The organism is Nonomuraea sp. LPB2021202275-12-8 (assembly GCF_037044575.1).
GTDB lineage: Bacteria > Actinomycetota > Actinomycetes > Streptosporangiales > Streptosporangiaceae > Nonomuraea.
The window spans coordinates 21,711-45,180 of record NZ_JBAHWD010000038.1 but is presented as its reverse complement, the minus strand read 5'-3'; the positions used below and the strand labels follow the sequence as shown (position 1 = coordinate 45,180).

22 protein-coding genes are annotated in these 23,470 nt (G+C 70.5%); 16 read left to right on the top strand and 6 right to left on the bottom strand.

The features are described 5' to 3' along the window. Position 1: 1 nt before the first annotated feature. From V5E28_RS41160 to V5E28_RS41140, 5 genes are all read left to right on the top strand, one after another. Positions 2 to 1,129, top strand: a complete 1,128-nt coding sequence (locus V5E28_RS41160; RefSeq protein ID WP_336215281.1) for an FAD-dependent oxidoreductase — start codon at positions 2 to 4, stop codon at positions 1,127 to 1,129. Beyond that, positions 1,126 to 2,124, top strand: coding sequence for an amidohydrolase family protein (locus V5E28_RS41155; RefSeq protein WP_336215280.1), 999 nt, complete (start codon positions 1,126 to 1,128; stop codon positions 2,122 to 2,124). The genes V5E28_RS41160 and V5E28_RS41155 overlap by 4 nt, the downstream gene beginning before the upstream one ends. Next, positions 2,121 to 3,053, top strand: coding sequence for a VOC family protein (locus V5E28_RS41150; protein WP_336215279.1), 933 nt, complete (start codon positions 2,121 to 2,123; stop codon positions 3,051 to 3,053). Before V5E28_RS41155 ends, V5E28_RS41150 begins: the two co-directional genes overlap by 4 nt. Positions 3,054 to 3,059: 6 nt before the next feature. Then, positions 3,060 to 3,995: a fumarylacetoacetate hydrolase family protein gene (locus V5E28_RS41145; RefSeq protein WP_336215277.1), complete on the top strand. Its 936-nt coding sequence runs from the start codon at positions 3,060 to 3,062 to the stop codon at positions 3,993 to 3,995. A gap of 129 nt (positions 3,996 to 4,124) precedes the next feature. Beyond that, the gene (locus V5E28_RS41140; protein WP_442945945.1) at positions 4,125 to 4,859 is read left to right on the top strand and encodes an enoyl-CoA hydratase/isomerase family protein; all 735 of its coding nucleotides are present in this window, start codon (positions 4,125 to 4,127) and stop codon (positions 4,857 to 4,859) included. Between the two features lie 58 nt (positions 4,860 to 4,917). Here V5E28_RS41140 and sigJ read toward each other — a convergent pair whose 3' ends face one another. Beyond that, positions 4,918 to 5,841: an RNA polymerase sigma factor SigJ gene (gene sigJ / locus V5E28_RS41135; protein WP_336215276.1), complete on the bottom strand. Its 924-nt coding sequence runs from the start codon at positions 5,839 to 5,841 to the stop codon at positions 4,918 to 4,920. Between the two features lie 217 nt (positions 5,842 to 6,058). Between sigJ and V5E28_RS41130 the strand changes: the two genes are divergently transcribed. From V5E28_RS41130 to V5E28_RS41120, 3 genes are read left to right on the top strand one after another with little or no spacing between them, the layout of a single operon-like run. After that, positions 6,059 to 7,252, top strand: coding sequence for an NAD(P)/FAD-dependent oxidoreductase (locus V5E28_RS41130; protein WP_336215274.1), 1,194 nt, complete (start codon positions 6,059 to 6,061; stop codon positions 7,250 to 7,252). Next, positions 7,249 to 7,734 (top strand): hypothetical protein, encoded by a 486-nt coding sequence (locus V5E28_RS41125; RefSeq protein ID WP_336215272.1) that lies wholly within the window; start codon positions 7,249 to 7,251, stop codon positions 7,732 to 7,734. The genes V5E28_RS41130 and V5E28_RS41125 overlap by 4 nt, the downstream gene beginning before the upstream one ends. After that, positions 7,727 to 9,319, top strand: a complete 1,593-nt coding sequence (locus V5E28_RS41120) for a multicopper oxidase family protein (protein WP_336215271.1) — start codon at positions 7,727 to 7,729, stop codon at positions 9,317 to 9,319. The genes V5E28_RS41125 and V5E28_RS41120 overlap by 8 nt, the downstream gene beginning before the upstream one ends. Positions 9,320 to 9,346: 27 nt before the next feature. Here the strand turns inward: V5E28_RS41120 and V5E28_RS41115 are convergent, their stop codons facing one another. From V5E28_RS41115 to boxC, 3 genes are all read right to left on the bottom strand, one after another. Beyond that, complete coding sequence (locus tag V5E28_RS41115; RefSeq protein WP_336215270.1) at positions 9,347 to 10,207, bottom strand: amidohydrolase family protein; 861 nt, start codon at positions 10,205 to 10,207, stop codon at positions 9,347 to 9,349. Positions 10,208 to 10,275: 68 nt separating this feature from the next. Next, positions 10,276 to 11,853, bottom strand: coding sequence for a benzoate-CoA ligase family protein (locus tag V5E28_RS41110; protein WP_336215268.1), 1,578 nt, complete (start codon positions 11,851 to 11,853; stop codon positions 10,276 to 10,278). 2 nt (positions 11,854 to 11,855) lie between these two features. Next, a complete protein-coding gene (boxC, locus tag V5E28_RS41105; RefSeq protein WP_336215266.1) occupies positions 11,856 to 13,529 on the bottom strand; it encodes a 2,3-epoxybenzoyl-CoA dihydrolase in 1,674 nt (557 codons plus the stop codon). 187 nt (positions 13,530 to 13,716) lie between these two features. Between boxC and V5E28_RS41100 the strand changes: the two genes are divergently transcribed. Beyond that, positions 13,717 to 14,598, top strand: coding sequence for a PaaX family transcriptional regulator (locus V5E28_RS41100; RefSeq protein WP_336215264.1), 882 nt, complete (start codon positions 13,717 to 13,719; stop codon positions 14,596 to 14,598). Here V5E28_RS41100 and boxB read toward each other — a convergent pair. Beyond that, positions 14,595 to 16,073, bottom strand: coding sequence for a benzoyl-CoA 2,3-epoxidase subunit BoxB (gene boxB, locus V5E28_RS41095; protein ID WP_336215263.1), 1,479 nt, complete (start codon positions 16,071 to 16,073; stop codon positions 14,595 to 14,597). The genes V5E28_RS41100 and boxB overlap by 4 nt on opposite strands. Before the next feature lie 19 nt (positions 16,074 to 16,092). Further along, positions 16,093 to 16,224 carry a hypothetical protein gene (locus tag V5E28_RS41090; RefSeq protein ID WP_336215262.1) on the bottom strand — a complete coding sequence of 44 codons (132 nt, stop codon included), beginning with the start codon at positions 16,222 to 16,224 and terminating at the stop codon, positions 16,093 to 16,095. A 594-nt stretch (positions 16,225 to 16,818) separates the two neighbouring features. Here V5E28_RS41090 and V5E28_RS41085 point away from each other — a divergent pair. From V5E28_RS41085 to cpt, 7 genes are all read left to right on the top strand, one after another. Then, on the top strand, positions 16,819 to 18,018 hold the full coding sequence (locus tag V5E28_RS41085) for an ABC transporter substrate-binding protein (protein ID WP_336215261.1): 1,200 nt from the start codon (positions 16,819 to 16,821) through the stop codon (positions 18,016 to 18,018). Then, positions 18,018 to 18,890 carry a branched-chain amino acid ABC transporter permease gene (locus V5E28_RS41080; RefSeq protein ID WP_336215259.1) on the top strand — a complete coding sequence of 291 codons (873 nt, stop codon included), beginning with the start codon at positions 18,018 to 18,020 and terminating at the stop codon, positions 18,888 to 18,890. The genes V5E28_RS41085 and V5E28_RS41080 overlap by 1 nt, the downstream gene beginning before the upstream one ends. Then, a complete protein-coding gene (locus V5E28_RS41075) occupies positions 18,887 to 19,891 on the top strand; it encodes a branched-chain amino acid ABC transporter permease (protein WP_336215258.1) in 1,005 nt (334 codons plus the stop codon). The genes V5E28_RS41080 and V5E28_RS41075 overlap by 4 nt, the downstream gene beginning before the upstream one ends. Then, a complete protein-coding gene (locus tag V5E28_RS41070; RefSeq protein ID WP_336215256.1) occupies positions 19,888 to 20,664 on the top strand; it encodes an ABC transporter ATP-binding protein in 777 nt (258 codons plus the stop codon). The genes V5E28_RS41075 and V5E28_RS41070 overlap by 4 nt, the downstream gene beginning before the upstream one ends. Then, positions 20,661 to 21,371, top strand: coding sequence for an ABC transporter ATP-binding protein (locus V5E28_RS41065; protein WP_336215254.1), 711 nt, complete (start codon positions 20,661 to 20,663; stop codon positions 21,369 to 21,371). Before V5E28_RS41070 ends, V5E28_RS41065 begins: the two co-directional genes overlap by 4 nt. Before the next feature lie 45 nt (positions 21,372 to 21,416). After that, positions 21,417 to 22,292: a tannase/feruloyl esterase family alpha/beta hydrolase gene (locus tag V5E28_RS41060; RefSeq protein ID WP_336215356.1), complete on the top strand. Its 876-nt coding sequence runs from the start codon at positions 21,417 to 21,419 to the stop codon at positions 22,290 to 22,292. Between the two features lie 608 nt (positions 22,293 to 22,900). Next, positions 22,901 to 23,431, top strand: a complete 531-nt coding sequence (gene cpt, locus V5E28_RS41055) for a chloramphenicol phosphotransferase CPT (RefSeq protein WP_336215354.1) — start codon at positions 22,901 to 22,903, stop codon at positions 23,429 to 23,431. The last annotated feature ends 39 nt before the right edge of the window (positions 23,432 to 23,470 follow it).

The window sequence follows — 23,470 nt, the reverse complement described above, 5'->3', positions numbered from 1 at the left end:
CATGACGGCAGTCGAGAACGTCCTGATCGTCGGCGGCGGCACCGCAGGCTCGGCCCTGGCGATCCCGCTCGCCCGCGCCGGCGTCAGCGTGGACATCGCGGAGATAGAGCCGGCGCCGACCGCGCTCGGTTCCGGCATCACGCTCCAGGGCAACGCGCTGCGGATGCTGCGCGATCTGGGCGTCTGGGAGCAGGTCAGCGCCGTTGGCTTCGCGTTCGACTCGCTCGGGTTGCGCACGCCCGACGGCAGCCTGCTCGCCGAGATCCCCGACGCCCGCACCGGCGGCCCCGACCTGCCCGCCACCCTCGGCATGAACCGCCCCGGGCTGGCGGCGATCCTCGCCGACGCCGTACGTGAGAGCGGCGCGCGCACCATGCTCGGCGTCACCGTTGACGCGCTGGACGATACCGGGGACACCGTGCGGGTGACGCTGTCGGACGGTACGGCCGGCGCCTACGATCTGGTCGTCGGTGCGGATGGCATCCGTTCCAAGGTCCGTGGCCTGCTCGGGATCGACGCCGCCCCCGAGCCGACCGGCATGGGCATCTGGCGCATCCACACCCGCCGCCCCAAGGAGGTCGAACGCACCGACCTGGTCTACGGCGGCCCCTGCTTCATCGCCGGCTACTGCCCGACGAGCCAGGACACCATGTACGCCTACCTGGTGGAGAGGGCCCGGCCCCGTGACGCGGTCGCCGACGCGGACAAGCCCGCCCACATGCGGGCGCTGGCCGAGGGCTACGGCGGCGCCTGGGACGAGATCCGCGCCGACATCACCGACCCCGACCGCATCAACTACACCTGGTTCGAATCCCTGCTGGTGGACCGGCCGTGGAATCGAGGGCGCACGGTCCTGATCGGCGACGCCGCGCACGCCTGCCCGCCCACCCTCGCCCAGGGGGCGGCCCAGTGCCTGGAGGACGCCGCCGTCCTGGCCGAGCTGCTGCTCGCCGCCGACCGGCTCGACCAGGACCTGTTCGACGCCTTCATGGACCGCCGCCACGAGCGCGTCAAGGCCGTCGTCGAGGCGTCGGTGCAGCTGGCCCGCTGGCAGCTCGACCACGTGGAGGACGCCGACGTACCCGGGCTGATGGGCCGCATCGCCGCGATGGTCACCGAGCGCCCATGATCACCGTTGACGTGCACGCGCACGTGCTGCTGCCCGCGGTCGAACAGGCCGTGGCCGGCCGGCCCGGCCACGCCGAGCACAGGGAGCTGGACGCACGCCGCAACGGCCCCGCCTCGGTGGAGGTCAGCGGCCGGATGATCAGGGATTGCCTCCCGCGCCTCACCCGGGCGGATGCGCGCCTGGCCGCGATGGACTCGGCCGGGGTGGATGTGCAGATCGTCTCGCCGTCACCGTCGCACTACCACTACTGGGCCGATCCTGGACTGGCGACCGAGGTGTGTCGTCTGGCCGCCGAGGGTGTCGCCGAGCAGGTGGCCCGGGCCCCCGACCGGCTGTATGGCCTCGGTTCGGCCCCCCTTCAGCATCCGGAGCTGCTGGTCAAGGCCCTCGATCATGCGCTCGGCCTCGGCTTGAAGGGCGTGGAGATCTCCTCTCACGCCCCCGGCCGCGAGCTGTCCGACCCCGCATACGAACTGTTCTGGGCACGCGCCGCCGAGATGGGCGCGGTGGTGTTCCTGCACCCGTTCGGCTGCACGCTGGATGAGCGGCTGGACCGCTGGTACCTGTCGAACATCGTCGGCCAGCCGGTGGAGAACGCCGTCGCGCTGTCCCACCTCATCTTCTCGGGCGTGCTCGACCGGCATCCGGGGCTGAAGCTGCTGGTCGCGCACGGCGGCGGCTACCTCCCGCACTACCTCGGCCGGGCGGACCACGGCTGGCGGATCCGGACCGACGCCCGCACCTGCGCCCGCGAACCCAGCAGCTACCTGCGCGATCTCCACTTCGACTCGCTCACCCACGACCCCGACGTCCTGCGCGGCCTGCTCCGCGTCGCCGGGCCCGGACACGTGCTGCTCGGTTCGGACTTCCCCTTCGACATGGGCGACCCCGATCCGCTCGCCGCCCTGCACGCCGCCGGGCTCGACGCCGCCACGACGGACGCCGTCCGCGGTGGAAACGCCGTACGACTCTTCGACCTGAAGGACCACCGATGAGACTCATCACCCACCTGCGGCATGTCGACCTGGCCGTGCCCGACTACGACAGGCAACGCGACTTCTACTCCGGCGTCTGGGGCCTGACCGAGGTCGCGGGCGACACCGGCATCAGCTTCCTGGCTGCCGAGGGCTCGCCCGAGCAGTACGTCATCCGGCTGCGCAAGGCGGGGGAGAAGCGGCTCGACCTGGTCTCCTTCGGCGCGGCGTCCGCGCAGGACGTGGACGCCCTGGCCGGACGGCTGCGCGCCGCCGAGGTCCACCTGATCAACGAGCCCGGCGAACTGGACACCCCCGGCGCCGGGTACGGCTTCCGCTTCTTCGACGTCGACGGCCGCACCGTCGAGGTCTCCGCCGACGTGGCGGTCCGCCGGCACCGCAGGCTGGAGGCCAAGGAGTCCATCCCTGTACGCCTGTCGCACGTCGTGCTGAACGCCCCCGACATCGACGCCACCCGCACCTGGTACGAGACCCACCTCGGCTTCGCCCTGTCCGACACCCTCGCCCACCCCCACATGGGCCAGGTCATGCACTTCATGCGGTGCAACCCGCAGCACCACAGCATGGCCATCGCCCGCGGCCCGCACGCCAGCCTGCACCACATCAGCTTCGAGCTGCGCGGCCTGGACGAGTACATGTACGGCACGGGCAGGCTGCTCCGCGCCGGGGTGAGGATGATCTGGGGTCCAGGTCGTCACCTGGCCGGGGACAACACCTTCTCCTACTTCATGGACCCGCACGGCAACACCGTCGAGTACACCACCGAGCTGGAGGAGCTCGACGAGGACGCCTGGCACCCGCACGTCCATGACTTCTCGGAGCCCGAGGTCACCGATCAGTGGGGCACCGCCAACCCGATGAACGAGCTGGTGGCCAAGGAGTCGTTCAACGACGTCGACCGCGGCGTGTTCGTCGCCCCGCCCGTCTGACCCGCCATGCGACTCGCCACCTTCACCCACCGGGCTCGTCGCGGCAGCGGCGTCGTCGAGGGGGAGGCCATCCTGCCCTTCCCGCCCGGGACCGAGCTGCTCGACGTGATCCGCGCCGGCGAGCTCCCGCCCACCACGGCGGCCGTGCCGCTGACCGAGGTGCACCTGCTGCCGCCCGTCGAGCCGCCCTCGGTCCGCGACTTCGTCACCTTCGAGGAACACGTCGAGGGGGTACGCAGAAGCGTGGAAGGCCGCGGCGGCGTCCCGGACGCCTGGTACGACGCACCCACCTTCTACTTCGGCAACCCGCACGCCATGGTCGGCGCGTACGACGACGTCTCGATCCCACCCGGCTGCCGGGCGTTCGACTTCGAGCTGGAGGTCGCCGCCGTCATCGGCAAGGAGGGCGCCGACCTCACCCCGGAGCGGGCACGCGACCACGTCTACGGCTATACGATCTTCAACGACTGGTCCGCCCGTGATCTTCAGTCTCGCGAGATGCAGGTCGGCCTCGGCCCGTGCAAGGGCAAGGACACGGCCACCACCCTTGGCCCCTGGCTGGTCACCGCCGACGAGCTCGAACCCTACCGAGACGCCGACGGCTTCCTGCGCCTGGCCCTCACCGCCACGGTCAACGGAAAGGTGATCGGCCGAGATCTGCTGTCCAACATGAGCTGGACGTTCGAGGACATGGTCGCCTACGCCTCCCGCGGCACCCGCGTACGCCCCGGCGACGTGCTCGGCTCCGGCACCTGCGGCAACGGCGGTTGCCTGGCCGAGCTCTGGGGCCGCAGCGGAAGCCAGGACCCGCCGCCGCTCAAGCCCGGCGACGTGGTCGAGATCACTGTCGAAGGCATCGGCTCCATCGCCAACACCGTCGTCGCGGGCGCGGAGCCCGCGCCGATCGCCAGGGCCAGACCACGCCACCGGACCCGCCCCTGAGGTCGTGGTGGTCACCGGCGCCGCCATGTCGAGAGCCAGAAACGAGCGTGGAGCGCTAGTCTGTAAATTCATTCTACAGATAAGATACAGCCCGCTAGCGACATGTAGCATTTATGGCGGGAGCTGACGGTGGACGGCACAGTGAAGATCGAGGACGGCCCGGACCGGCTGCTGGTCCGGCTGGACCGGCCGCAGGTGCGTAACGCGATCGACGCGTCCATGGTGGCCGACCTCCACGAGGTGTGCGCGGAGCTGGAGAAGCGGCCGCGGATCCTCGTTCTGACCGGTTCCGACGGGATCTTCGCCGCCGGGGCGGACATTCGCGAACTGCGTGAACGTCGCCGCGAGGACGCGCTGGCGGGTATCAACAGCGGCCTGTTCGACCGGATCGCCCGGTTGCCGATGCCCACGATCGCCGCCGTCGGCGGCCCCGCCCTGGGTGGCGGTGCCGAGCTGGCCTACGCCTGCGACTTCCGCATCGCCACGCCGAAGGCCCGGTTCGGCAACCCGGAGGCGGGGCTCGGCATCATGGCCGCCGCCGGAGCCTGCTGGCGGCTGCGTGAGCTGGTCGGCGAGCCGCTCGCCAAGGAGGTCCTGCTCGCGGGCAAGGTGCTCTCCGCGGAGGAGGCGCTGGCGGTCAGGCTGGTGACCGAGCTGGTCGCGGCGGACGAACTGCCGGCCGCGGCCGACCGGCTGGTCGATCGGATCGCGGCCAACGCGCCGCTGGCAGTGCGGCTGACCAAGCTCGCTCTGGCCGCTCCGCCCGGCGCGCACCCACGCTTCGACGACGTGGCCCAGGCCGTGCTCTTCGAGACGGAGGACAAGCACGAGCGCATGACGGCGTTCCTGGAGCGACGACGCTGAGATCGCACCGTCCTCATATCCTCATGGCGTCAGACCAGATACGCGGGCACGCCGAATGCTAGGGCTGCGGCTCCACCGTCCACGGCCGGAGCTTGTCGGGGTTGCGTATCGCCCAGATGTGCTTGACCCGGTCGCCTGCGACCTCGAACGCGTACACCGACACGGTGACGCCGTCCTGCTGGGCGATCAGGCCGGGTTGGCCGTTGACCGTACGCTCCAGGAGCGTGTGGTTGCGTAGCCTGTCGGCGAGATGGACCATGGAGCGCACGATCTGCTCGGCGCCTTCGATCGGGCGGAGCGCGGTGCTGACCAGGCCGCCGCCGTCGCTGATCGCCGTGGCGTCAGGGTCGAGGAGGCTGATGAGGGCGTTGATGTCCCCGGCTTCCAATGCCCGCTTGAAGTCCCTGATGATCCGGGCCTGCCGGGATGCCGGCGTCGCGGGAGCCTGCGCGGCGCGGATGCGACGGCGTGCCGATGAGGCCAGCTGGCGGCAGGCCGCCGGGGTACGGCCGACGATCTCGGCCACCTCGGCGAAGGAATACCGGAAGACATCGTGCAGGACGAACGCCACGCGCTCGGCCGGGGTCATCGAGTCGAGCACGACGAGGAAGGCCATGCTGACCGACTCGTCGAGGGTGACCCGGTCGGCCGGGTCGACGGTGATGCCGTCCGACCGTCCGCTGATCCACTCCGTAGGTTCGGGTAGCGGCTCGGGGATCCATTCGCCCACGTAGGTCTCTCGCCGGGCCCGTGCCGAGGAGAGCACGTTGAGGCAGATGCGGCTGGCGACCCTCGTCATCCAGGCGCCGGGAGATGCGATGGCGTCCTGCTGCTGCCGGGACATGGCGTACCAGCGGGCGTAGGTCTCTTGGACGACATCTTCGGCGTCGGCCAGGGAGCCGAGGAGCCGATACGCGAGATTGATCAGCTGACGCCGCTCGCTCATGATCGCGCTCAGGCCCGGACCGGATGGGGTGGTCATGGTGTCGCCGCACTTCCTTAGGTCGTTCTGTCCTCACAAGTACGACAAGACAGCGCGGTGAACTGTGAGGTTGGCGCGTCGCCTCACATTCCGGGGTGTTGCGTTGTCGTACTGGTGAGAACCATTCAGCACGCAGGAAGGCTCAGCGACCCCGGAACCGACTCCACCAGGTCGCGCAGCTCGAACCCCCGCTGAAAGCGAGAAGGGAAACCTCACCATGCCCCTGCCCGGCCACCACACACCCCACAAGGTCGTCGTCGTCGGCGGCGGTTACGCCGGCACGCTCGCGGCCAACCACCTGCGGATGCGCGCCGACGTCGACATCACTTTGGTCAATCCCCGCCCGGAGTTCGTCGATCGTATCCGGCTGCACCAGCTGGTAGCCGGCACCGGCGAGGCCACGGTCGACTACGGCACGCTACTTGGCGAGGGCATCAAGCTGGTCGTCGACAGCGTCACGCGCATCGACACCGCCGCCCGCACGGTGCGGCTGGCGTCGGGCCGCGCGCTGGACTACGACTACGTCATCTACGCGGTCGGCAGCACCGGGGCGATACCGGCATCGGTGCCTGGCGCGGCCGAATTCGCCTTCGACATCGCTGAACTCGAGCCCGCGCGGCGGCTGCGTGCCAGGCTGGAGGAGTTGCCCGTCGATGCACCGGTCACCGTGGTCGGCGGTGGGTTGACCGGCATCGAGACGGCCGCCGAGCTGGCCGAGCAAGGCCGCAGGGTCACGCTGGTGTGTGGCCGGATCCTGGCGCCGTCACTGAGTGCGCCGGGTCGCCGTTCCGTGGCCAGGTGGCTGTCCCGGCACGGTGTCGCGGTGCTCGAGGCCGCAGTGGTGAGCGAGGTCCGGCAGGATGAAATCGTCTTTGCCGACGGTGGGGTGCGCGGGAGCGCACTGACCATCTGGGCGGCCGGTTTCGGTGTGCCGGAGTTGGCGGCCGCGAGTGGGCTGCCCACCGACGCGCTCGGCCGGCTGCTCACCGACGAGACGCTGACCAGCATCGGCGACGACCGCATCATCGCGGCCGGGGACGCCGCCGCACCGTCGGGCCAGCCGCTGCGGATGAGCTGCTACGCCGCCGGGCCGCTCGGGGCACAGGCCGCCAACACCGTGCTGAGCCATATCGCGGAGACCGCTCCGGCGGTGATCGACCTGGCCTTCACGGGGTCGTGCGTCAGCCTCGGCCGGCGCGCCGCCCTACGACAGTTCGCCCGCAAGGACGACACCGCGACGAACGTCTACTTCGACGGCCGCATGGGCGCGGCGTACAAGGAGTTGACCGCCAGGCTCGCGACGTGGAGGATCCGCCGCGAGGCCCGCAAGCCAGGTTCCGCGATCTGGGTCAAGGGCGGCCCGCGTCCCGAGCAGCCGGCCTCCGCCGCGCGGGTGGTCACGTCCCCGTGACCACCGGCGAGCATGCCGAGCGGACACCCAGGGCCACCGCGACCAGCCGGTTCCGCACGGCCGTCCCTGAGGCCGTGCATCGCACGATGCTCGGCGGGCGGGTCCTGCGGGCCGTCGTCAGCGCGCACACGGCGGCGGTCGTCGGCCAGCCGGTGTTCGCCGGCGTGTATCTGAGCGGTGACTACGACGGCCTGCGCTGGCATGCGGCCGGCGCCGACGTGGTCACCTCCATCGGCTACCTGCAGGTGGTCGTGGCGATCATGGTCTGGGTCCGGCTGCGTCAGGTCTGGCCGTTCCTCGCCACGGTGGCGGTGGTGGCGGCCGAGACGGTGCAGTACTTCGCCGGGCTGGACGGCGCGCTGTGGTTGCACATCCCACTGGGGGTGATGACCGTCGCCGGGCTCGTCGTGCTGTTCATCGCCGTGTGGCGGCACCCCCTCCTGCGGCGGCCGCGCGAGCAGCGGGAGGCCCACGATGCGTGAGCAGGACCGTGCCTACGGCCTGACCAGGCGGCGGATGTTGGGCATCGGCGGGGCGCTCGGGCTGATGGCGGCCACCGGGCTGTCGGCCTCGGCCGCGCTCGCCCGCCGGCCGCCGATCACCGGTGCCGAGCTGCGCAGCGCCGTGCCGCTGCCGCCCGCCTTCCGGGTGCCGTTGCCGATTCCCGCCGTGCTGGCGCCGGTGAGCACCTCAGGCGGGGTCGACCGTTACGAGATCACCCAGCGCGAGGTGACCGCGGAGATCCTGCCCGGTGTCAGGACACCGCTCTGGACGTACGAGGGCGCCTTCCCGGGGCCGACGATCGAGTCCCGCCGTGGCCGGCCGATCACCGTGACGCATCGCAACGAGCTGCCCGTGCCGACCGTCGTGCACCTGCACGGCGGCCGGACCCCGGCGGAGTCCGACGGCTACCCGACCGACCTCGTCCTGCCCGAGGGCTGGCCGGAGGCCGGCATGCACACGGGGCACGGCATGCACGATCCGCGGGGGGTGGTGACCAAGCTGACGCGGGACTACACGTTCCCGCTGGACCAGCGGCCGGCGCTGCTCTGGTACCACGACCACCGGATGGACTTCACCGCCCCCGCGATCTGGCGGGGCCTGGCCGGGCTGCAGATCGTCCGCGACGATGCCGAGGACGCGCTCGGCCTGCCCGCGGGACGGCGCGAGCTGCCCCTCATGATCGCCGACCGCGCGTTCGCCGCCGACGGCGGCCTCGACTACCCCGCCCTCGACCCCACCCTGCGGGAGCGGCCGGGCGTTGGCGGGCCCTATCTCGCCGGAGTCCTCGGTGACGTCATCTTGGTCAACGGCGCCCCGTGGCCCGTGCACGAGGTCGACGCGGCCCGGTACCGGCTGCGCATACTGAACGCCTCGAACGCCCGGCACTACGAGCTCGAAGCGGTCAGCGACGACGGACGCCCGCTCGATCTCGTCCAGATCGGCGCCGACCAGGGACTGCTCGCAGAGCCGGTCACCCACCGGCTACTGCCGATCGCGCCGGCCGAACGCTACGACGTGATCATCGACTTCTCCGGTGTCCCGGTCGGCAGCCGCGTCAGGGTCGTCAACCGCCTGGGCTCCGGGCGTACCCGCGACGTGATGGCGTTCCGGGTCGCACGCAACGCCACCGACGACAGCCGCACCCCAGGCACCCTCTCCAACGATCTGCCGACCTGGCGCCGGTCGGACGCCGTCAGGGTGCGCGACTTCTCCTTCCGCACCGGGCAGATGCGCGGCGGCCACGGATGGCTGATCGGCGGGCTACCGTTCGACCCCGCCCGCTCCGATGTCACCGCCGGTCTCGGCGAGGTCGAAGTGTGGCGGCTGATCGCCGACGTCCACCATCCCGTCCACCTGCATCTGGTTGGCTTCCGGGTGCTCTCGCGCAGCGGCCGGCCGCCGCTGCCCCACGATGCGGGCCTCAAGGACACCGTCTCGTTGCGGCCGGGCGAATCGGTGGAGATCATCACCCGTTTCGACGGCTACCGCGGCCGCTATCTCTTCCACTGCCACAACGCCGAACACGAGGACATGGGAATGATGGCCAACCTCGAAATCGTCTGACACCTTGCGCACCACCCCCGGCTTCGCTCATTCCTCCTGGGGCAGGCCCGCGTACACCGCTCTGGCGCTCCCGGCGAGCACGGCTCTGGCGACCTCGTCCGGCAGCAGCTCTGCGACGGCGCGGGCGTTGGCGGCGATGCCGGGGACGCCGGGCCAGTCGGTGCCGAAGATCCATTTGCGGGCGAGGCGGGCGATGTCGTACCTGGCGTAGTACTCGGGCAGCCGTTTGGGCGGCAGGCCGGACAGTTCCAGCCAGACGGTGTCGTTGGACAGGGCCAGGAAGGCGGCGGCGTCGTACCACCAGCCGCGCCCGCCGTGGGCGAGCACGACGTTCAGGCCGGGGAAGTCGCGTACGACCGGGATGAGGAAGCCCGGGTCGGCGTTCTCGTTGGCCGCGCCGGGGAAGGAACTGGTGCCGCAGTGCACGACGAGCGGGACGCCGCGCTCTTCGAGCACGTGGTAGGCGGGGTAGAGGGCACGGTCGTCGCAGCGGAAGCCGCCGTGCACGGGGTGCAGCTTGAGCGCTGCCGCGCCGTGGTCGAGCTGGCGGCGCACCTCGGCGGGGAGGGGGAAGTGCAGGTGCGGGTTGACGTTGGCGATCGGACGGAACCGGGACGGGTTGTGCTCGACGATCGGCAGCAGGTCCTCGAACGCCTGCATGCCGGTCGCCTTCGGGCTGTACTCGCACAACAGCAGCGCGACGTCCACGCCCTGGGCGGCGAAGAGCGCGTCCAGACGGGCCGGGCGCGGCCTGCCGTCCGAGTCCCACACGTCCTCCAGGAGCCCGTCCTCGCCGAAGTCGCGGGCCCAGCGCAGCCAGGCGGGCTTGAGGGTGCCGAGCAGCGGCACGTGCACGTGCGCGTCGATGAGCGGGAAGCCGTCGAGCATCGCCTACCTGCCCTCGACCAGGAAAGTGTCCATTTCGAGCTCGCCCAGCACGTCGACGCCGAGAACGCTCATCCGGACCGCCCTTCGCCGGACAGGTCCGCGACGATCTCGCGGACTCTGAAGCGCTGGATCTTGCCGGTCGCGGTCTTGGGCAGCTGGTCAAGGAAGATCACTTGGCGGGGACGCTTGAAAGCGGCCAGACCGTCGCGGCACCACTGGACGAGTTCCCCGGCGGTGACGTCGCCCTGGACGACGACGCACGCCACCGGTTTGTCGAGCCCGTGCTCGTCCGCCAGGCCGACCACCGCGGCCTCCTGGACCTGAGGATGCTCCAGCAGGCGGCTCTCGACCTCCACCGGCGAGACCCAGATGCCGCCTGCCTTGAGCAGATCATTGCTCCGGCCCAGGCAGGTGTAGTAGCCGTCGGGGGAGCGGACGTAGGTGTCACCGGTGTTGAGCCACTCACCGGCGAACACGGCGCGGCTGGCGTCGGTCCGCCTCCAGTAGCCCAGGGCGATGGACGCGCCTCGCACATGCAGCGAGCCGGGCTGCCCGTCCGGCACGCAGGCCCCCTCCACGTCGCGCAGCTCGATCTCGTACCCGGGGACCGGGCGGCCCGTGGTGCCGGGACGCACCTCGCCGGGCATGTTGGACAGGAAGATGTGCAGCGCCTCGGTGGAGCCGATGCCGTCGATGATCTCGACGCCGAAGCGGTCGGTGAACCGCTTCTGGAGCGGCGCAGGCAAGGACTCTCCCGCCGAGATGCCCAGCCGCACCGACTTGAAGGTGCTCTCGGGGAGACCGGCGGCGAGCAGGGCGGCGTAGAAGGTGGGGACGCCGAAGAACAGCGTCGGCTGGTCGGCGGCCAGGCGCTCGGCGGCCACGGCGGGGGTGGAGCGGCGCGGCTCCAGCAGTGTCGCCGCGCCGGCCGACAAGGGGAAGAACATCGAGTTGCCGATGCCGTAGGCGAAGAAGAGCTTGGCGACGGAGAAGCAGAGGTCGTCAGGCTGGATGCCGAGCACGTGGTCGCCGTAGGTCTCGCACACGTGCCGGATGTTGGCGTGACGGTGCATGGCGCCCTTGGGTGCGCCGGTCGTCCCGGAGGTGTAGAGCCACAGCGCCCAGGAGTCCTCCACCGTGGCGGCGGGCTCGCGCAGCCCGGACGGCGCCCGCTCGCCCTCCGCGACGAGGTCCTGCCAGGTCAGTGAGGTGATGCCGGCGTGGGCGGATAAGGGCGTGGGGCCGTCGCACACCAGGTGGCGCACCTCGGGCGCCATGGTGAGCGCGTCCTGGAGCTGGGGGCCGTATTCGGGGCTCGCCACCACCACGCAGGCGCCGCAGTCGGCGATGATCGTGCCGAGCTCCCGGGAGCTCAGCATGGTGGAGACCGGCACGGCGACGAACCCGCCGCAGAACGCTGCGAGGATGCCGGCGAACATGGGCACGTCGTCGTTGGTGACGAACAGCACCCGGTCGTCGCGCCGCAGGCCGAGTCCGCGCAGGCCCGCGGTGACCACGCCGACGAGCTCCGACAGCCCGGCGTAGGTGAGCATCGTCCCGGCCCGTACCGCGACCTGATCGCCGCGGCCTTCCCGTACGTGGCGGTGGGCGAGCCAGACCCCCGCGTTGAACTCCGTGCCGCTCATGCTCACACCCGCTCGCTGTCGTAGTCGCCCTTGCGGCCGGTGCCGTAGCGTCTCAGGGCGCCGTCGGGGCCGGAGGCGTTGGGCCGGATGAAGATCCAGTTCTGCCAGGCGGTGAGCCGGCCGAAGATCTTGGTCTCCAGGGTCTCCGGGCCGACGAAGCGGTGGTTGGCCTCCATGCCGGTCAGCGCGTCGGGTGACAACGAGGCGCGCTCCTCGAAGGCGATGCGTAGTTCTTCTTCGAAGTCGATGTCGTCCAGGGCCATGGTGACCAGGCCGAGCTCAGTCGCGGCGGCGGCGTCCAGCTGCTCGCCGAACCTGGCGCGGACGGCGGCCAGGTCCTCGTCCTTGCCCCAGAAGCGGGACTCCAGGCGGGACAGGCCGTTGCCCATCGGGTAGTCGCCGTCGTTGGCCGGGCTGAGGACGACGGTGGCGGGGGTGGCGTCGTCGTCGCGGTCCTCGTAGACGCCCTCCAGCATGTACTGCCGGTCGGCGGCCAGGGCCAGCTCGGCCAGCGACCCGGCGAAGGCGGTGCCCGGCTCGATGACGGCGATGAGGCTGCGGCTGGTGACGTCGAGGCGCTTGAGCGTGCGCTTGTAGTAGTGGCGCACCTCGTTGACGAACCAGTCGCCGGCCAGGTCACGCAGCTGGGCGTCGTGGGCCAGCACGCGCTCGGGGTCGCCGACGGCGCGGACGACCCAGATGCCGAGGTCGAGTTCGTTGGTCCGCAGGTGCAGGATCAGGTCGTCCAGCGCCCGGGTCATGGCGAGGGGCCAGTAGTCCGCGCCCTGGGCGGCGGGATCGGCGGGCGGGGTCTCGTGCGGGCCGGACACCGTGATCTCGACCCGGCGGTTCGACCGGTCGAGGAGGGCGGACACGTAGGGGTAGACGATGGTGTCGCCCTCGTCCTTGCGGTCGAGCGGAGTCAGGGCCACGCCGGTGGCGTCCGAAGGCCGCCTGGAGGTCTGCGCCGCCTGCCGTGCTCGCCTGGCGACCTCTTCGGCCAGAGCGTTGCGCGGGACGGCCGCGTCGACGAGTCCCCACTCGACCGCGGTGCCGCCGCGGAAGCCCTCTGACTTGGTGGCGAACAGGTCGGCGCGGTCCTTGCGCACATACCGCTTGTCGACGACGCGGGTCAGTCCGCCGGTGCCCGGGAGCACGCCGAGCAGTGGAATCTCGGGCAGGGAGACGGCCGAGGAGCCGTCGTCGACGAGGACGATCTGGTCGCAGGCCAGCGCCAGCTCGTAGCCGCCGCCTGCGGCGGTGCCGTTGAGCGCGGCGATCCAGGTCTGGCCGGAGTGCTCGCTCGCGTCCTCGATGCCGTTGCGGGTCTCGTTGGTGAACTTGCAGAAGTTCACCTTCCACGCGTGCGAGGACTGGGCGAGCATGCGGATGTTGGCGCCCGCGCAGAACATCCGGTCCAGGCCGCCGGTCACCACGACCGCCTTGACCTCCGGATGCTCGAAGCGGAGCCGCTGGACGAGGTCGTACAGCTCGATGTCCACGCCGAGGTCGTAGGAGTTCATCTTCAGCTCGTAGCCGGGGACCAGGCCGCCCTGCTCGTCCACGCGCAGTGTGACGGTGGCCACCGCCCCGTCCACCTCCAGGCTCCAGTGACGGTAGCGGTCCGGTGAGGTCGCGAAGCGGACCATCGGTGGGGTTTCAGCGGTGACAGTCAATGGGTGCTCCGTTGAACGAGAGGGGTCCATCTCAATATTCGACGCGTTCTGGAAGATACGTCAAGAGTTTGTAGTATTATTGCCGCGGTCGGGATTTAGCAGACGGGCCACCTCGATGGTTTTCGTGACGGCATGCCCGACCTGGCAGAATGCGCGTCATCAGGGCGTCGAAGGACAGGGGGGCGACGTGGTCCCGCGCGCAGCGCGCACCGGCATCGGGCAGGCGGCCGAGCTCGCAGCACCGCAGCATGAGAAGACCTCGGCCAGCGCCCGCTCGATGCTGCTGACGGTGCTGGGCGAGTTCGTGCTCCCGCGCGGCGGCGAGGCCTGGACGGGCAGCCTGATCGACGCGCTGGGAGCGCTCGGCGTGGAGCAGAAGTCCGCCCGCCAAGCGCTGTCCCGCACCGCCGCCGAGGGGCTGCTGGAATCCCTGCGGCATGGCCGTAAGGTGCGCTGGAACCTGACCGAGACAGGCGATCGGCTGCTGCGCGAGGGAACCGAGCGCATCTACGGTTTCATGCGCAGGCCCCACACCTGGGACGGACGCTGGCTCGTCCTCACGGCCGGTGTGCCGGAGAGCCAGCGGCGGTTGCGGCACCGCCTGCGCACCAGGCTCACCTGGCTCGGCCTCGGCTCGCCCGCACCCGCGCTCTGGGTCATTCCTGACGCCTCGAAGGAGGCCGCGGTCCGCGAGGTCATCCGCGACCTCGACCTCACCGACCGGGCCTACGCCTGGACGGGGCCGGCGGCCGAGATCGGCGACACCGCCAAGCTGATCAACGCCGCGTGGGATCTCGACGACGTCGAGAAACGGTATCTCGGCTTCATCGACAGCTTCGAGGGCCGGACGGCGAGCTCGGACCGGGAGGCGTTCGTCAACCAGGTCCTGATGATCCAGGAGTGGCGGCGCTTCCCGTTCCTCGACCCCGACCTGCCGGCCGAGCTGCTCGACCATGACTGGCCGGGCCCCCGGGCTGCGGCCGTCTTCCACGACCTGCACAGCCGGTGGCACCGACGCGCCCAGGCCGACTGGGACCGCAGGGAGGAGGAGGCCGCCGCGCGGCACTAGATGAGCCCTTCTTCGGCCAGGTGCACGTAGTCGAACTCGACCGGTTGGTCGTTGATGCCGGTCTTCGGCGGGGCGATCCAGCCGGCGAACTTGCCGTACTCGTACTCGGGGATCATCAGGGAGGCGACCTTCTCCCGGTCCAGGGGCCCGGGCAGCCACTCGGCGGCGTGGGCCTGCCAGGCGGCCTCGTCCACGACCTCTCCCTGCGGCGTGACGTGGTGGCCGGCGTAGACGCCGACCTTGCGGTTGAAGCCCTCGTGCGGCAGGTAGAGCCGCTCGACCAGGCCGGCGTCCTCCAGCGCCCGGTTCCAGCGGCGCACGCCGTTGGCGCAGTCGGCCGCGTACTCGTCGCGCAGGTCGAGGTTGAGTGCGCTGAGCATCGGCACGGTCCTGGTCTTGATCTGGCCGTCCTCGACGTAGCGCAACTCACGGGTGGCCTCCAGCAGGACGTGGTCGTCCTTGCGTCGGGTCTCCATCCAGCGGCCCTTCAGTCCCGAGGTGTAGTAGTTGCCGGCGTTCGTGGACTGCTCGGAGCCGAACAGGTCCATCGACACGGAGAACTGGAAGTTCAGGTATTTCTGCACGATGTCCAGGGGGATGCCGCCGTGCGGCAGGACGTCGGCGGTGTCGTGCCGCCGCATCAGCTCGGCGGTGCGCTCCACCACCCGGTCGACGCCGGTGGTGCCCACGAACATGTGGTGGGCCTCCTCCTTGAGCATGAACTCGCAGGTGCGGGCGAGCGGGTCGAAGGCCGACTCCTTCAAGGTGCCGAGCTGGTACTTGCCGTCGCGGTCGGTGAAGTAGGTGAACATGAAGAACTGCAGCCAGTCGGTGGTCTGTTCGTTGAACGCGCCCAGGATGCGCGGCGCGTCGAGGTCGCCGGAGTTGCGCTTGAGCAGCTGCTCGGCCTCCTCGCGGCCCTCCCGGCCGAAGTAGGCGTGCAGAAGGTAGACCATGGCCCACAGGTGGCGGCCCTCCTCCACGTTGACCTGGAAGAGGTTGCGCAGGTCGTAGATGCTGGGCGCGGTGTTGCCGAGGACGCGCTGCTGCTCGACCGACGCGGGTTCGGTGTCGCCCTGCACGACGATGAGTCGCATGAGATCGGCGCGGTGCTCGCCGGGCACCTCCTGCCAGGCGGGCCGGCCCTTGTTCTTGCCGAAGTTGACCTTGCGATCCGGGTCGCGCTCAGCCAGGAAGATGCCCCAGCGGTACTCGTCCATGGGGACGTGGGCGAAGTGCGCCCACCCGTCACGGCCGACGGCGATCGCGGTGCGCAGGTAGACGTCCTTGGTCGGCAGGGCCGGGCCGAGCTGCTTCCACCAGTCCAGGAACTTGGGCTGCCAGCTCTCCAGCGCCCGCTGCAGGCGGCGGTCGCCGGCCAGGTCGACGTTGTTGGGGATGCGCTCGCTGTAGTCCACGGGGCTGAGCGGGCCGGCGGGGGAGGGGGCGTTGCCCGTACGGGATTCGATGCTCATCGCTGCTCTCCTTAAGACGTCAGGTGATGATCGAGTCGAGGGTGCGGGGATCGCCCTGGACGGCGGTGCGCTGGAGATGGGCGTAGACCGCGCGACCTGACGCCAGCGAGACCGGGCCCACCATGGACAAGCCGGGGCATGGGCGTGCCATGTCCCGTGGGCTCGCCCGCGTCGGGTGCGATCACGTCCTCGACGGCGCGGAGCGTCACGAGCTTGAGGTCGATGTCCTCGGGCACTGCCTCGATGACCAGCCCTGCACCGTGCAACCCGGCCGGCAGCAGGGCGTGGGCGATCCCGGCCCCCATGCGTCCGCCGCCCACGACGCCGACCAGGTCCGGCAGTGCGGCGGGTTCGGTCATCGCCATCCTCACACTTCTCAACTTGCCACACTTGAATAGAGATGCGAAAGACAGATGTAGCAAATCACTGCGAAGGTCGGAGGCGAAGGGCCATCTTGGGTGTGGGGTGGCTCTACGGATGCGGCCGGTGCCGCAACCGAGATGTAGACGCCACAGGTGTTCTGGCCCACCCGGCGCAGCCGCTCTGCAGATACTGCCTCGGCAGATGTCAACTGCGCGCACCATCTGTAGCTCTTATCCACGCGACAGTGAGGCGGGCCGACCCTGGCCAACAGGCGGCGAATGTCTCGATTAATTACACACTATTGACGTCACAACACACGTATGTAGATTCTGGGCCCACCGTGTTACCGCGGGGCGCCGACGCTCATCCCTATGGAGTAGCCATGATCGTTCTCTCCGCTGATCTCCGCATGATACGCAAGAGCACGCCCGTCCTCGTCTTCATGGCGGCGGCTCTCGTGCTGTCGGGGTGCGCGGGTTCGAGCCTCGACCAGTCCAGCGGCACCCAGTCCAGCGGCACGGTGAAGATCGGCTTGCTGGTGCCGTTGTCGGGCGTCTACGCGCCGCTAGGCGAGGACATGAGCAACGGCTTCAAGCTCTACCTCGACCAGCATGGCGGCAAGCTCGGCGGGCGCACGGCCGAGGTGGTCAGCGCCGACGAGGGCGAGGGCCCGCAGACGGGTGTGCCGGCCGCGCAGAAGCTGGTGACGCAGGATCAGGCGGCCGCGGTGGTCGGGGTGGTCAACTCCGCGACCGCGCTGGGCCTGCGGGATTTCTTCCACGAGTCCCAGAAGCCGCTGCTGATCGCCAACGCGGGGGCCGATGACATCACCGGTGCCCGCAAGTCCGAGTACGTGTGGCGCACCAGCTTCGCCAACGGCAGGGTCTCGGCGGCGCTCGGTTCCACCGTGGCGAAGGAGGTCAAGGGCGGCGTCTACCTCATCGCCGCCGACTACGCCGCGGGCCGGGAGATGGTCGCGGGGTTCCGCAAGACGTTCGAGGCGGCGGGCGGCAAGGTCGCGGGAGAGAAGTACACGCCCTTCGGCAAGACCCAGGACTTCCAGCCCTTCCTGTCGGCGATCCGCGGCTCCGACGCCAAGGCCGTCTACAGCTTCTACGCCGGCGCCGAGGCTGTGAGCTTCGTCAAGCAGTACCAGCAGTTCGGGCTGTCCGGCAGCACCCCGCTCTACGGCACCGGTTTCCTGACCGAAGGCGGCGTGCTGGACGCGCAAGGGGAGGCCGCAGTGGGCGTCAAGACGTCGCTCCACTACTCCACCGAGCTGGACACCCCGCGCAACAAGGAGTTCGTGGCCGCCTACCGCAAGGCGTACGACGAGGCGCCGACGGTGTACGCGGTGCAGGCGTACGACGCCGCGTCCGTGCTGGACAAGGCGCTCGGCAGCGCTCCGCAGGCAAGCGGCGCGGAACTGGTCAAGGCGCTGGGCGCGGTCGGGACCGTCGACAGCCCCCGCGGTCAGTGGAGCTTCGACGCCGACCACGACGCCCAGCAGAAGTACTACCTGCGAGAGGTTCGCTCCAGCGGCGGCGCGGTCGTCAACGCCGTCGTCAGCGAGCTGAGCTGATGGCCACCTATCTGGTGAGCGTGCTCAACGGCCTGGCCATGGGCGCGTTGCTGTTCGCCATCGCGTTGGGCCTGTCGCTGGTGTTCGGCATGATGGACGTGCTCAACCTCGCCCACGGAGCGGTGTACCTGGTCGGCGCGTACATCGCGGTCGCGCTGGCCGCCGACGGCGCGAGCCCGGCGGCCTTCGTCCTCGCGGTGCTGCTGGCCGGTGTGGCCGGAGCCGTGCTCGGCGGCCTGCTCGCGGGCCTGACCCGGGCCACGCCGCACCACCTCGACCAGGCCCTGCTCACACTGGGCGTCTCGCTGGTCGTCGCCGAGACGCTGTCGGCGGTTTTCGGCAATGACGTGCACTCCATCGCCGCGCCCGCGCCCGTGGCCGGGAGCGTCACCGTGTTCGGCGAGACCTATCCGGTCTACCGCCTGCTGGTGATCGCTTTCGGGCTGGTGCTGGCCGCTGGGGTATACGTGCTGGTCGAGCGGAGCCCGCTCGGCTCGCTGATCCGCGCGACCGTCGCCGATCGCGGCATGGTCTCGGCGCTGGGCGTCAACACCGGCAGGGTGCTCGTCGGCGTCTTCGCCGCGGGGGCCGGGCTCGCGGCCGTCGGCGGCGTGCTGGCCGGCCCCATCCTGGGGGCGCAGCCGGGCCTGGACGAGAAGGTGCTGCTGCTGGCGCTGGTCGTGGTGGTGATCGGCGGGCTGGGCTCGGTGCGAGGCGCGCTGCTCGGCGCCGTGCTGATCGGGCAGGTCCAGGCGCTCGGCACCGCGCTGCTGCCGGAGTACGCGTCCTTCCTGATCTTCGCGGCGATGGGCCTGGTGCTGCTGCTGCGCCCGGCGGGTCTGCTGCCGGCGCGGGCGGCGGTGCACGCATGAAGGCCGCGTCCCGGACCATGACCTCAGCCGCTGACCGGACGCAAGCAGTGGACGACACCCGGGGCCGGCCGGCCGCACGCGCGGCGCTCGTGGCCGTGCCGGTGCTCGTGGTGCTCACGGCGGCGCCGCTGGTACTCGGCGCGTATCCGGTGTCGACCATGACACGCATCCTGGCCTTCGCCGTGCTGGTGCTCAGCGTCGACCTGCTGACGGGCGTCACAGGGCTGCCCACGCTGGGGCAGGCGGCCTACTTCGGCGCCGGCGCCTATACGGCCGCGCTGGTCGGCATCCACCTCACCTCCGACGCGCTCGTGCAAGCGCTCGCGGGCTTGGCCGCGGGCCTGGTCACCGCCGCGGTCACCGGATGGGTGGCCGTGCGAGCCAGAGGCATCGTCTTCCTCATGCTGACGCTCGCCATCGGCGAGTCGGTGCACCAGGTGGCCGACACCTGGTCGGCCGTGGGCGCGAGCAACGGCCTCGCGGGGATGCCGCCGATCAGCCTGTTCGGCGGCGCGCCGCTGGTCGCCGCCGGGTTCGTCTACTGGTGGGTGCTGGCGGTCGCGGTCATCGTGTACGCGGCGGTGGCGCTGGTCGTACGTTCCCCTTACGGCAGGACACTGCGTGGCATCCGCGACAACGAACCCCGGCTGAGGGCGCTGGGCTACCGTCCGGCGCTCGCCCGGTACGGCGTGTTCTGCATGGCCGGAGCGGTGGCGGGAGCGGGCGGGGCGCTGTGGGCGGCGCACACCCGGTTCGTCTCGCCCGGCGACCTGGGCTTCGAGGTCGCGGCGCTCGCCCTGCTCAGCGTGGTCATCGGCGGGGCCGGCAGTTTGTGGGGCCCCTGCCTGGGCGCGGCGCTGGTGCTGCTCGTCCGCGACAACCTGTCGGCGTCCATCGGCGGGCACGGCCCGCTGGTGCTGGGCCTGGCCTTCGTGGCCGTCGTCTTCCTGCTCCCGCGCGGCATCGCCGGGATCCGCCGCCGGAAGGAGAGGCTCTCGTGACACCCCTGCTGGAACTCCGTGGCCTCACACACACCTACGGCTCTCTGAGAGCCGTAGACCAGGTGGACCTGGCGGTGCTGCCCGGCGAGCGGCACGCCCTCATCGGGCCGAACGGCGCCGGCAAGTCGACGCTGTTCGCCACCGTCGCCGGGACCCTGCCGGCCACCGCCGGGACCGTGCTGTTCGACGGCCAGGACATCACCGCGCAGCGGGAGTCCGAACGGGCCCGGCGTGGCCTGCTGCGCACGTACCAGCACGCCAGCCTCTTCCTGAACTGCTCGGTGCTGGACAACGTCGCACTCGCCGTGCAGCGCGTCGACCGCGTGGCGCACCGCTTCGACCGGGCCGCGCGACGCTTCGGCCGTACCCAGTCCAGGGCCCTCGAGCACCTGGACGCGGTCGGGCTGGCCGGGCGGGCGGCGGATCACGCGGCCGCGCTCTCCCACGGCGAGCGCAGGCAGCTCGAGGTGGCGATGGTGCTGGCCGCTCACCCGACGCTGGTGATGTTCGACGAGCCCACCGCGGGCATGTCCGCCGCCGAGACCGAACGCTTCGCCGACCTCGTCGAACGGCTGCCGGACAGCCTGACCCTACTCATCGTCGAGCACGACCTGGACGTGGTGTTCCGCCTGGCCGACCGGGTCACCGTCCTGCACCTCGGGAAAGTCCTGGCCTCCGGGCCGCCCGAACAGATCAGGGCCGACGACGCGGTGCGCAGCGCCTACCTCGGCGCCGCCAGAACCGAAGACCTCTTCACCGGAGACCCTCGATGACGGACGTGCTCACCGTGCGCGAGCTGCGCGCCGGCTACGCCGGCACCACTGTGCTTGACGGCGTCGACCTCACGGTGCCCGAGGGCGCGGTCGTGGCGCTGCTCGGCCGTAACGGCGCGGGCAAAACCACCCTCGTCCATGCCATCATGGGCCTGCTCAAGCCCTACTCCGGCAGCATCCGGATCGGCGACCGCGAAATGGCCGGCGTCGCCGCGCACACCGTCGCTCGCAGCGGCGTGGCCATCGTCCCGCAGGGCCGTCGCGTGTTCGCCCCCCTCACGGTGGAGGAGAACCTGCGTCTTGCCGCCGGCCGGGGTCGCTCCCGCCAGACCTGGACGGTGGAGCGGATCTACGAGCTGATGCCCCGGCTCGCCGAGCGCCGTGCTCACCGCGGGGACCAACTGTCCGGCGGGGAACAGCAGATGCTCGCGATCGGCCGGGCCCTGGTGCGCGCCCCCCGCCTGCTGCTGCTGGACGAGCCGTCCGACGGCCTCGCGCCCGCCATCGTGACCCAGATCGCCGACCTGCTCGACGGGCTGCGCGGCGAGGGCATCTCCGCCCTGCTCGTGGAGCAGGACCTCCACCTGGCCTTCCGCCTGGCGGACGAGGTGACGGTCATGCGGAAGGGCCAGATCGTGCACCGCAGCCCCACCTCCGAGTTCCGCGCCGACCGCGCGCGGGCCCACGCCCTCCTCGGGGTCGGCTGACCGAGCAGCCGACACCGCAATTCGCCGGCCAGGTCATGCGCGAGCCTGACCGAACTGACCTTCACCGACGGGACCCGCGTCACCAGCGCCGAGGAGGCCACGACCTCCCCGGCCATCTGCCACGTCGCCCTGGTCGTCCCCCAAAGCATCAACATCGCCGTCTCACTGCCCGTCGGGAACTGGAACGGGCGATTCCAGGGCGTGGGCGGCGGCGGATACGCCGGGTCGGTCTCCTTCCCGGACGACGCCGCGAGCGCGGGGTACGCCGCGGCGGCCACGGACACCGGGCACACCGGCTCCGGCGGAGACTGGGCCTGGTCTCCCACAGGCATGAAGTGGAACCTGATCGAGGACTTCGCCTTCCGATCGCTGCACGAGCTGACCGTCAAAGGCAAGGCCGTGACCCGGGCCTTCTACGGGGAGTCGCCCGCCTACGCGTACTGGAACGGCTGCTCCACGGGCGGCAGGCAAGGGCTGATGGAAGCCCAGCGCTTCCCGGACGACTACGACGGCATCGTGTCCGCGGCACCGGCCATCAACTGGGATCGCTTCATCCCCGCGGGCGGCAAGCTGATCATCTGGCACGGCTGGGCGGACAGCCTCATCTTCGGGCAGGGCTCCATCGACTACTACGAACGGGTCGTCAGGAAGATGGGCGGCCCGCAGCGCACCGGACAGTTCGCCCGCCTGTTCATGGCCCCCGGCGTCGATCACTGCGGAGGCGGCTCCGGCGCGGCCCCGACCGACCCGCTGGCCGCGCTGGTCGCGTGGGTCGAACAGGGCAAGGCTCCGGACAGCCTGCCTGGTCAGAGTGTCTCCGGCATGACCAGGCCGTTGTGCGTCTGGCCTGAGGTGCCACGGTACAAGGGACACGGCAGCACCGCGGAGGCGACCAGTTTCCGCTGCTCCGCCCGATACTGACCAGGATGGCGGCAGGGAGGAAAACCCCGGCCTTCACCGTCACCGCCGTTCAGCTCTGCATCGTCGACGCGTGCAAGGCCGTCGCCGCCCAGGCCCGACGTCACGTCGGCGCAGATCGCCCTGACCCGGCTACTCGCTCAGGGCGACGGCGTCCGCGAGTTGGAGAGACCGCGGTTTGTCATCTCGTCGAGAAGGCTGTTGATGAGGTCCACTCGGCGTTCGGTGTGGTCGGCGATCGCGATGAGCACCATGCTCAGGTCCAGATCGGGTATTCGGGCATGTAGGGCACCATTCTCATCATGGCCCGCCCTTGCGCAGAGATCGCTCTCCAAAAGATCGTTGGAAGGGACAGCCACTCAGGAAAGAGCCTCGACGACACCCCGCTCTCCTTGATGGCGCGACTTCGCCGAGCCACTGCATGCGGTCGGCCGCTCTCGCGTGTTGTCTTCGATCTGCACCAGGCGGGGAACGTGGACCAGGTCCAGCTGGAGCATCGTGCATCTCGCTGCGTGTCGCGGCAGCGTTGAGGGGACGTGGCAGGTGGTGCAGGTTCGAGGAAATGCGTTGTGAGCGTTGCCGCGGGCGGTACCTCGTACCATGACGCGGTGATGACTCAGGTGATCGTCCTCAACGGTGGTTCCAGTTCGGGCAAGTCCGGGATCGCCCGGTGCTTGCAGGCGATCCTGCCGGATCCATGGCTTGCCTTCTCGGTCGACACCCTGGTCGACGCGATGCCCGCCTCCATGCAGGGATCGGATGCGGGGATCGACTTCGCCCTTGACGGCCACGTGACCGTCGGGCCGGAATTCCAGACCATGGATGCCGCATGGGCGGCGGGGATCGCCGCAATGGCCCGTTCGGGTGCTCGGATCATCGTGGATGACGTGTTCCTGGGTGGGGCAGCGTCCCAGCAACGGTGGCGGAACGCTCTTGCCGGACTGGACGTGCTGTGGGTCGGTGTGAGGTGCGACAGCGCGGTCGCAGCAGGCCGTGAGGTCGCACGAGGCGATCGGGTCACCGGGATGGCCGCGTCCCAGGCGGAGGCGGTCCACCACGGCGTGGCCTATGACCAGGAGGTGGACACCACGCATACCGAGTCGATGGAGTGCGCGCGGTTCATAGCCGTGCATGTCAAGTGATCGACTGGACTGCCCCGGACGCCGGCCTTCTTTCTTGAT

What these genes read in the sequence shown, in the direction of transcription:
- V5E28_RS41160 (WP_336215281.1), top strand. Translation starts at nt 2, where the DNA reads ATGACGGCAGTCGAGAACGTCCTGATCGTCGGCGGCGGCACCGCAGGC.
- V5E28_RS41155 (WP_336215280.1), top strand. Translation starts at nt 1,126, where the DNA reads ATGATCACCGTTGACGTGCACGCGCACGTGCTGCTGCCCGCGGTCGAA.
- V5E28_RS41150 (WP_336215279.1), top strand. Translation starts at nt 2,121, where the DNA reads ATGAGACTCATCACCCACCTGCGGCATGTCGACCTGGCCGTGCCCGAC.
- V5E28_RS41145 (WP_336215277.1), top strand. Translation starts at nt 3,060, where the DNA reads ATGCGACTCGCCACCTTCACCCACCGGGCTCGTCGCGGCAGCGGCGTC.
- sigJ (WP_336215276.1), bottom strand. Translation starts at nt 5,841, where the DNA reads ATGACCACCCCATCCGGTCCGGGCCTGAGCGCGATCATGAGCGAGCGG.
- V5E28_RS41130 (WP_336215274.1), top strand. Translation starts at nt 6,059, where the DNA reads ATGCCCCTGCCCGGCCACCACACACCCCACAAGGTCGTCGTCGTCGGC.
- V5E28_RS41120 (WP_336215271.1), top strand. Translation starts at nt 7,727, where the DNA reads ATGCGTGAGCAGGACCGTGCCTACGGCCTGACCAGGCGGCGGATGTTG.
- V5E28_RS41115 (WP_336215270.1), bottom strand. Translation starts at nt 10,207, where the DNA reads ATGCTCGACGGCTTCCCGCTCATCGACGCGCACGTGCACGTGCCGCTG.
- V5E28_RS41110 (WP_336215268.1), bottom strand. Translation starts at nt 11,853, where the DNA reads ATGAGCGGCACGGAGTTCAACGCGGGGGTCTGGCTCGCCCACCGCCAC.
- boxB (WP_336215263.1), bottom strand. Translation starts at nt 16,073, where the DNA reads ATGAGCATCGAATCCCGTACGGGCAACGCCCCCTCCCCCGCCGGCCCG.
- V5E28_RS41090 (WP_336215262.1), bottom strand. Translation starts at nt 16,224, where the DNA reads ATGGCACGCCCATGCCCCGGCTTGTCCATGGTGGGCCCGGTCTCGCTG.
- V5E28_RS41085 (WP_336215261.1), top strand. Translation starts at nt 16,819, where the DNA reads ATGATCGTTCTCTCCGCTGATCTCCGCATGATACGCAAGAGCACGCCC.
- V5E28_RS41080 (WP_336215259.1), top strand. Translation starts at nt 18,018, where the DNA reads ATGGCCACCTATCTGGTGAGCGTGCTCAACGGCCTGGCCATGGGCGCG.
- V5E28_RS41075 (WP_336215258.1), top strand. Translation starts at nt 18,887, where the DNA reads ATGAAGGCCGCGTCCCGGACCATGACCTCAGCCGCTGACCGGACGCAA.
- V5E28_RS41065 (WP_336215254.1), top strand. Translation starts at nt 20,661, where the DNA reads ATGACGGACGTGCTCACCGTGCGCGAGCTGCGCGCCGGCTACGCCGGC.
- cpt (WP_336215354.1), top strand. Translation starts at nt 22,901, where the DNA reads ATGACTCAGGTGATCGTCCTCAACGGTGGTTCCAGTTCGGGCAAGTCC.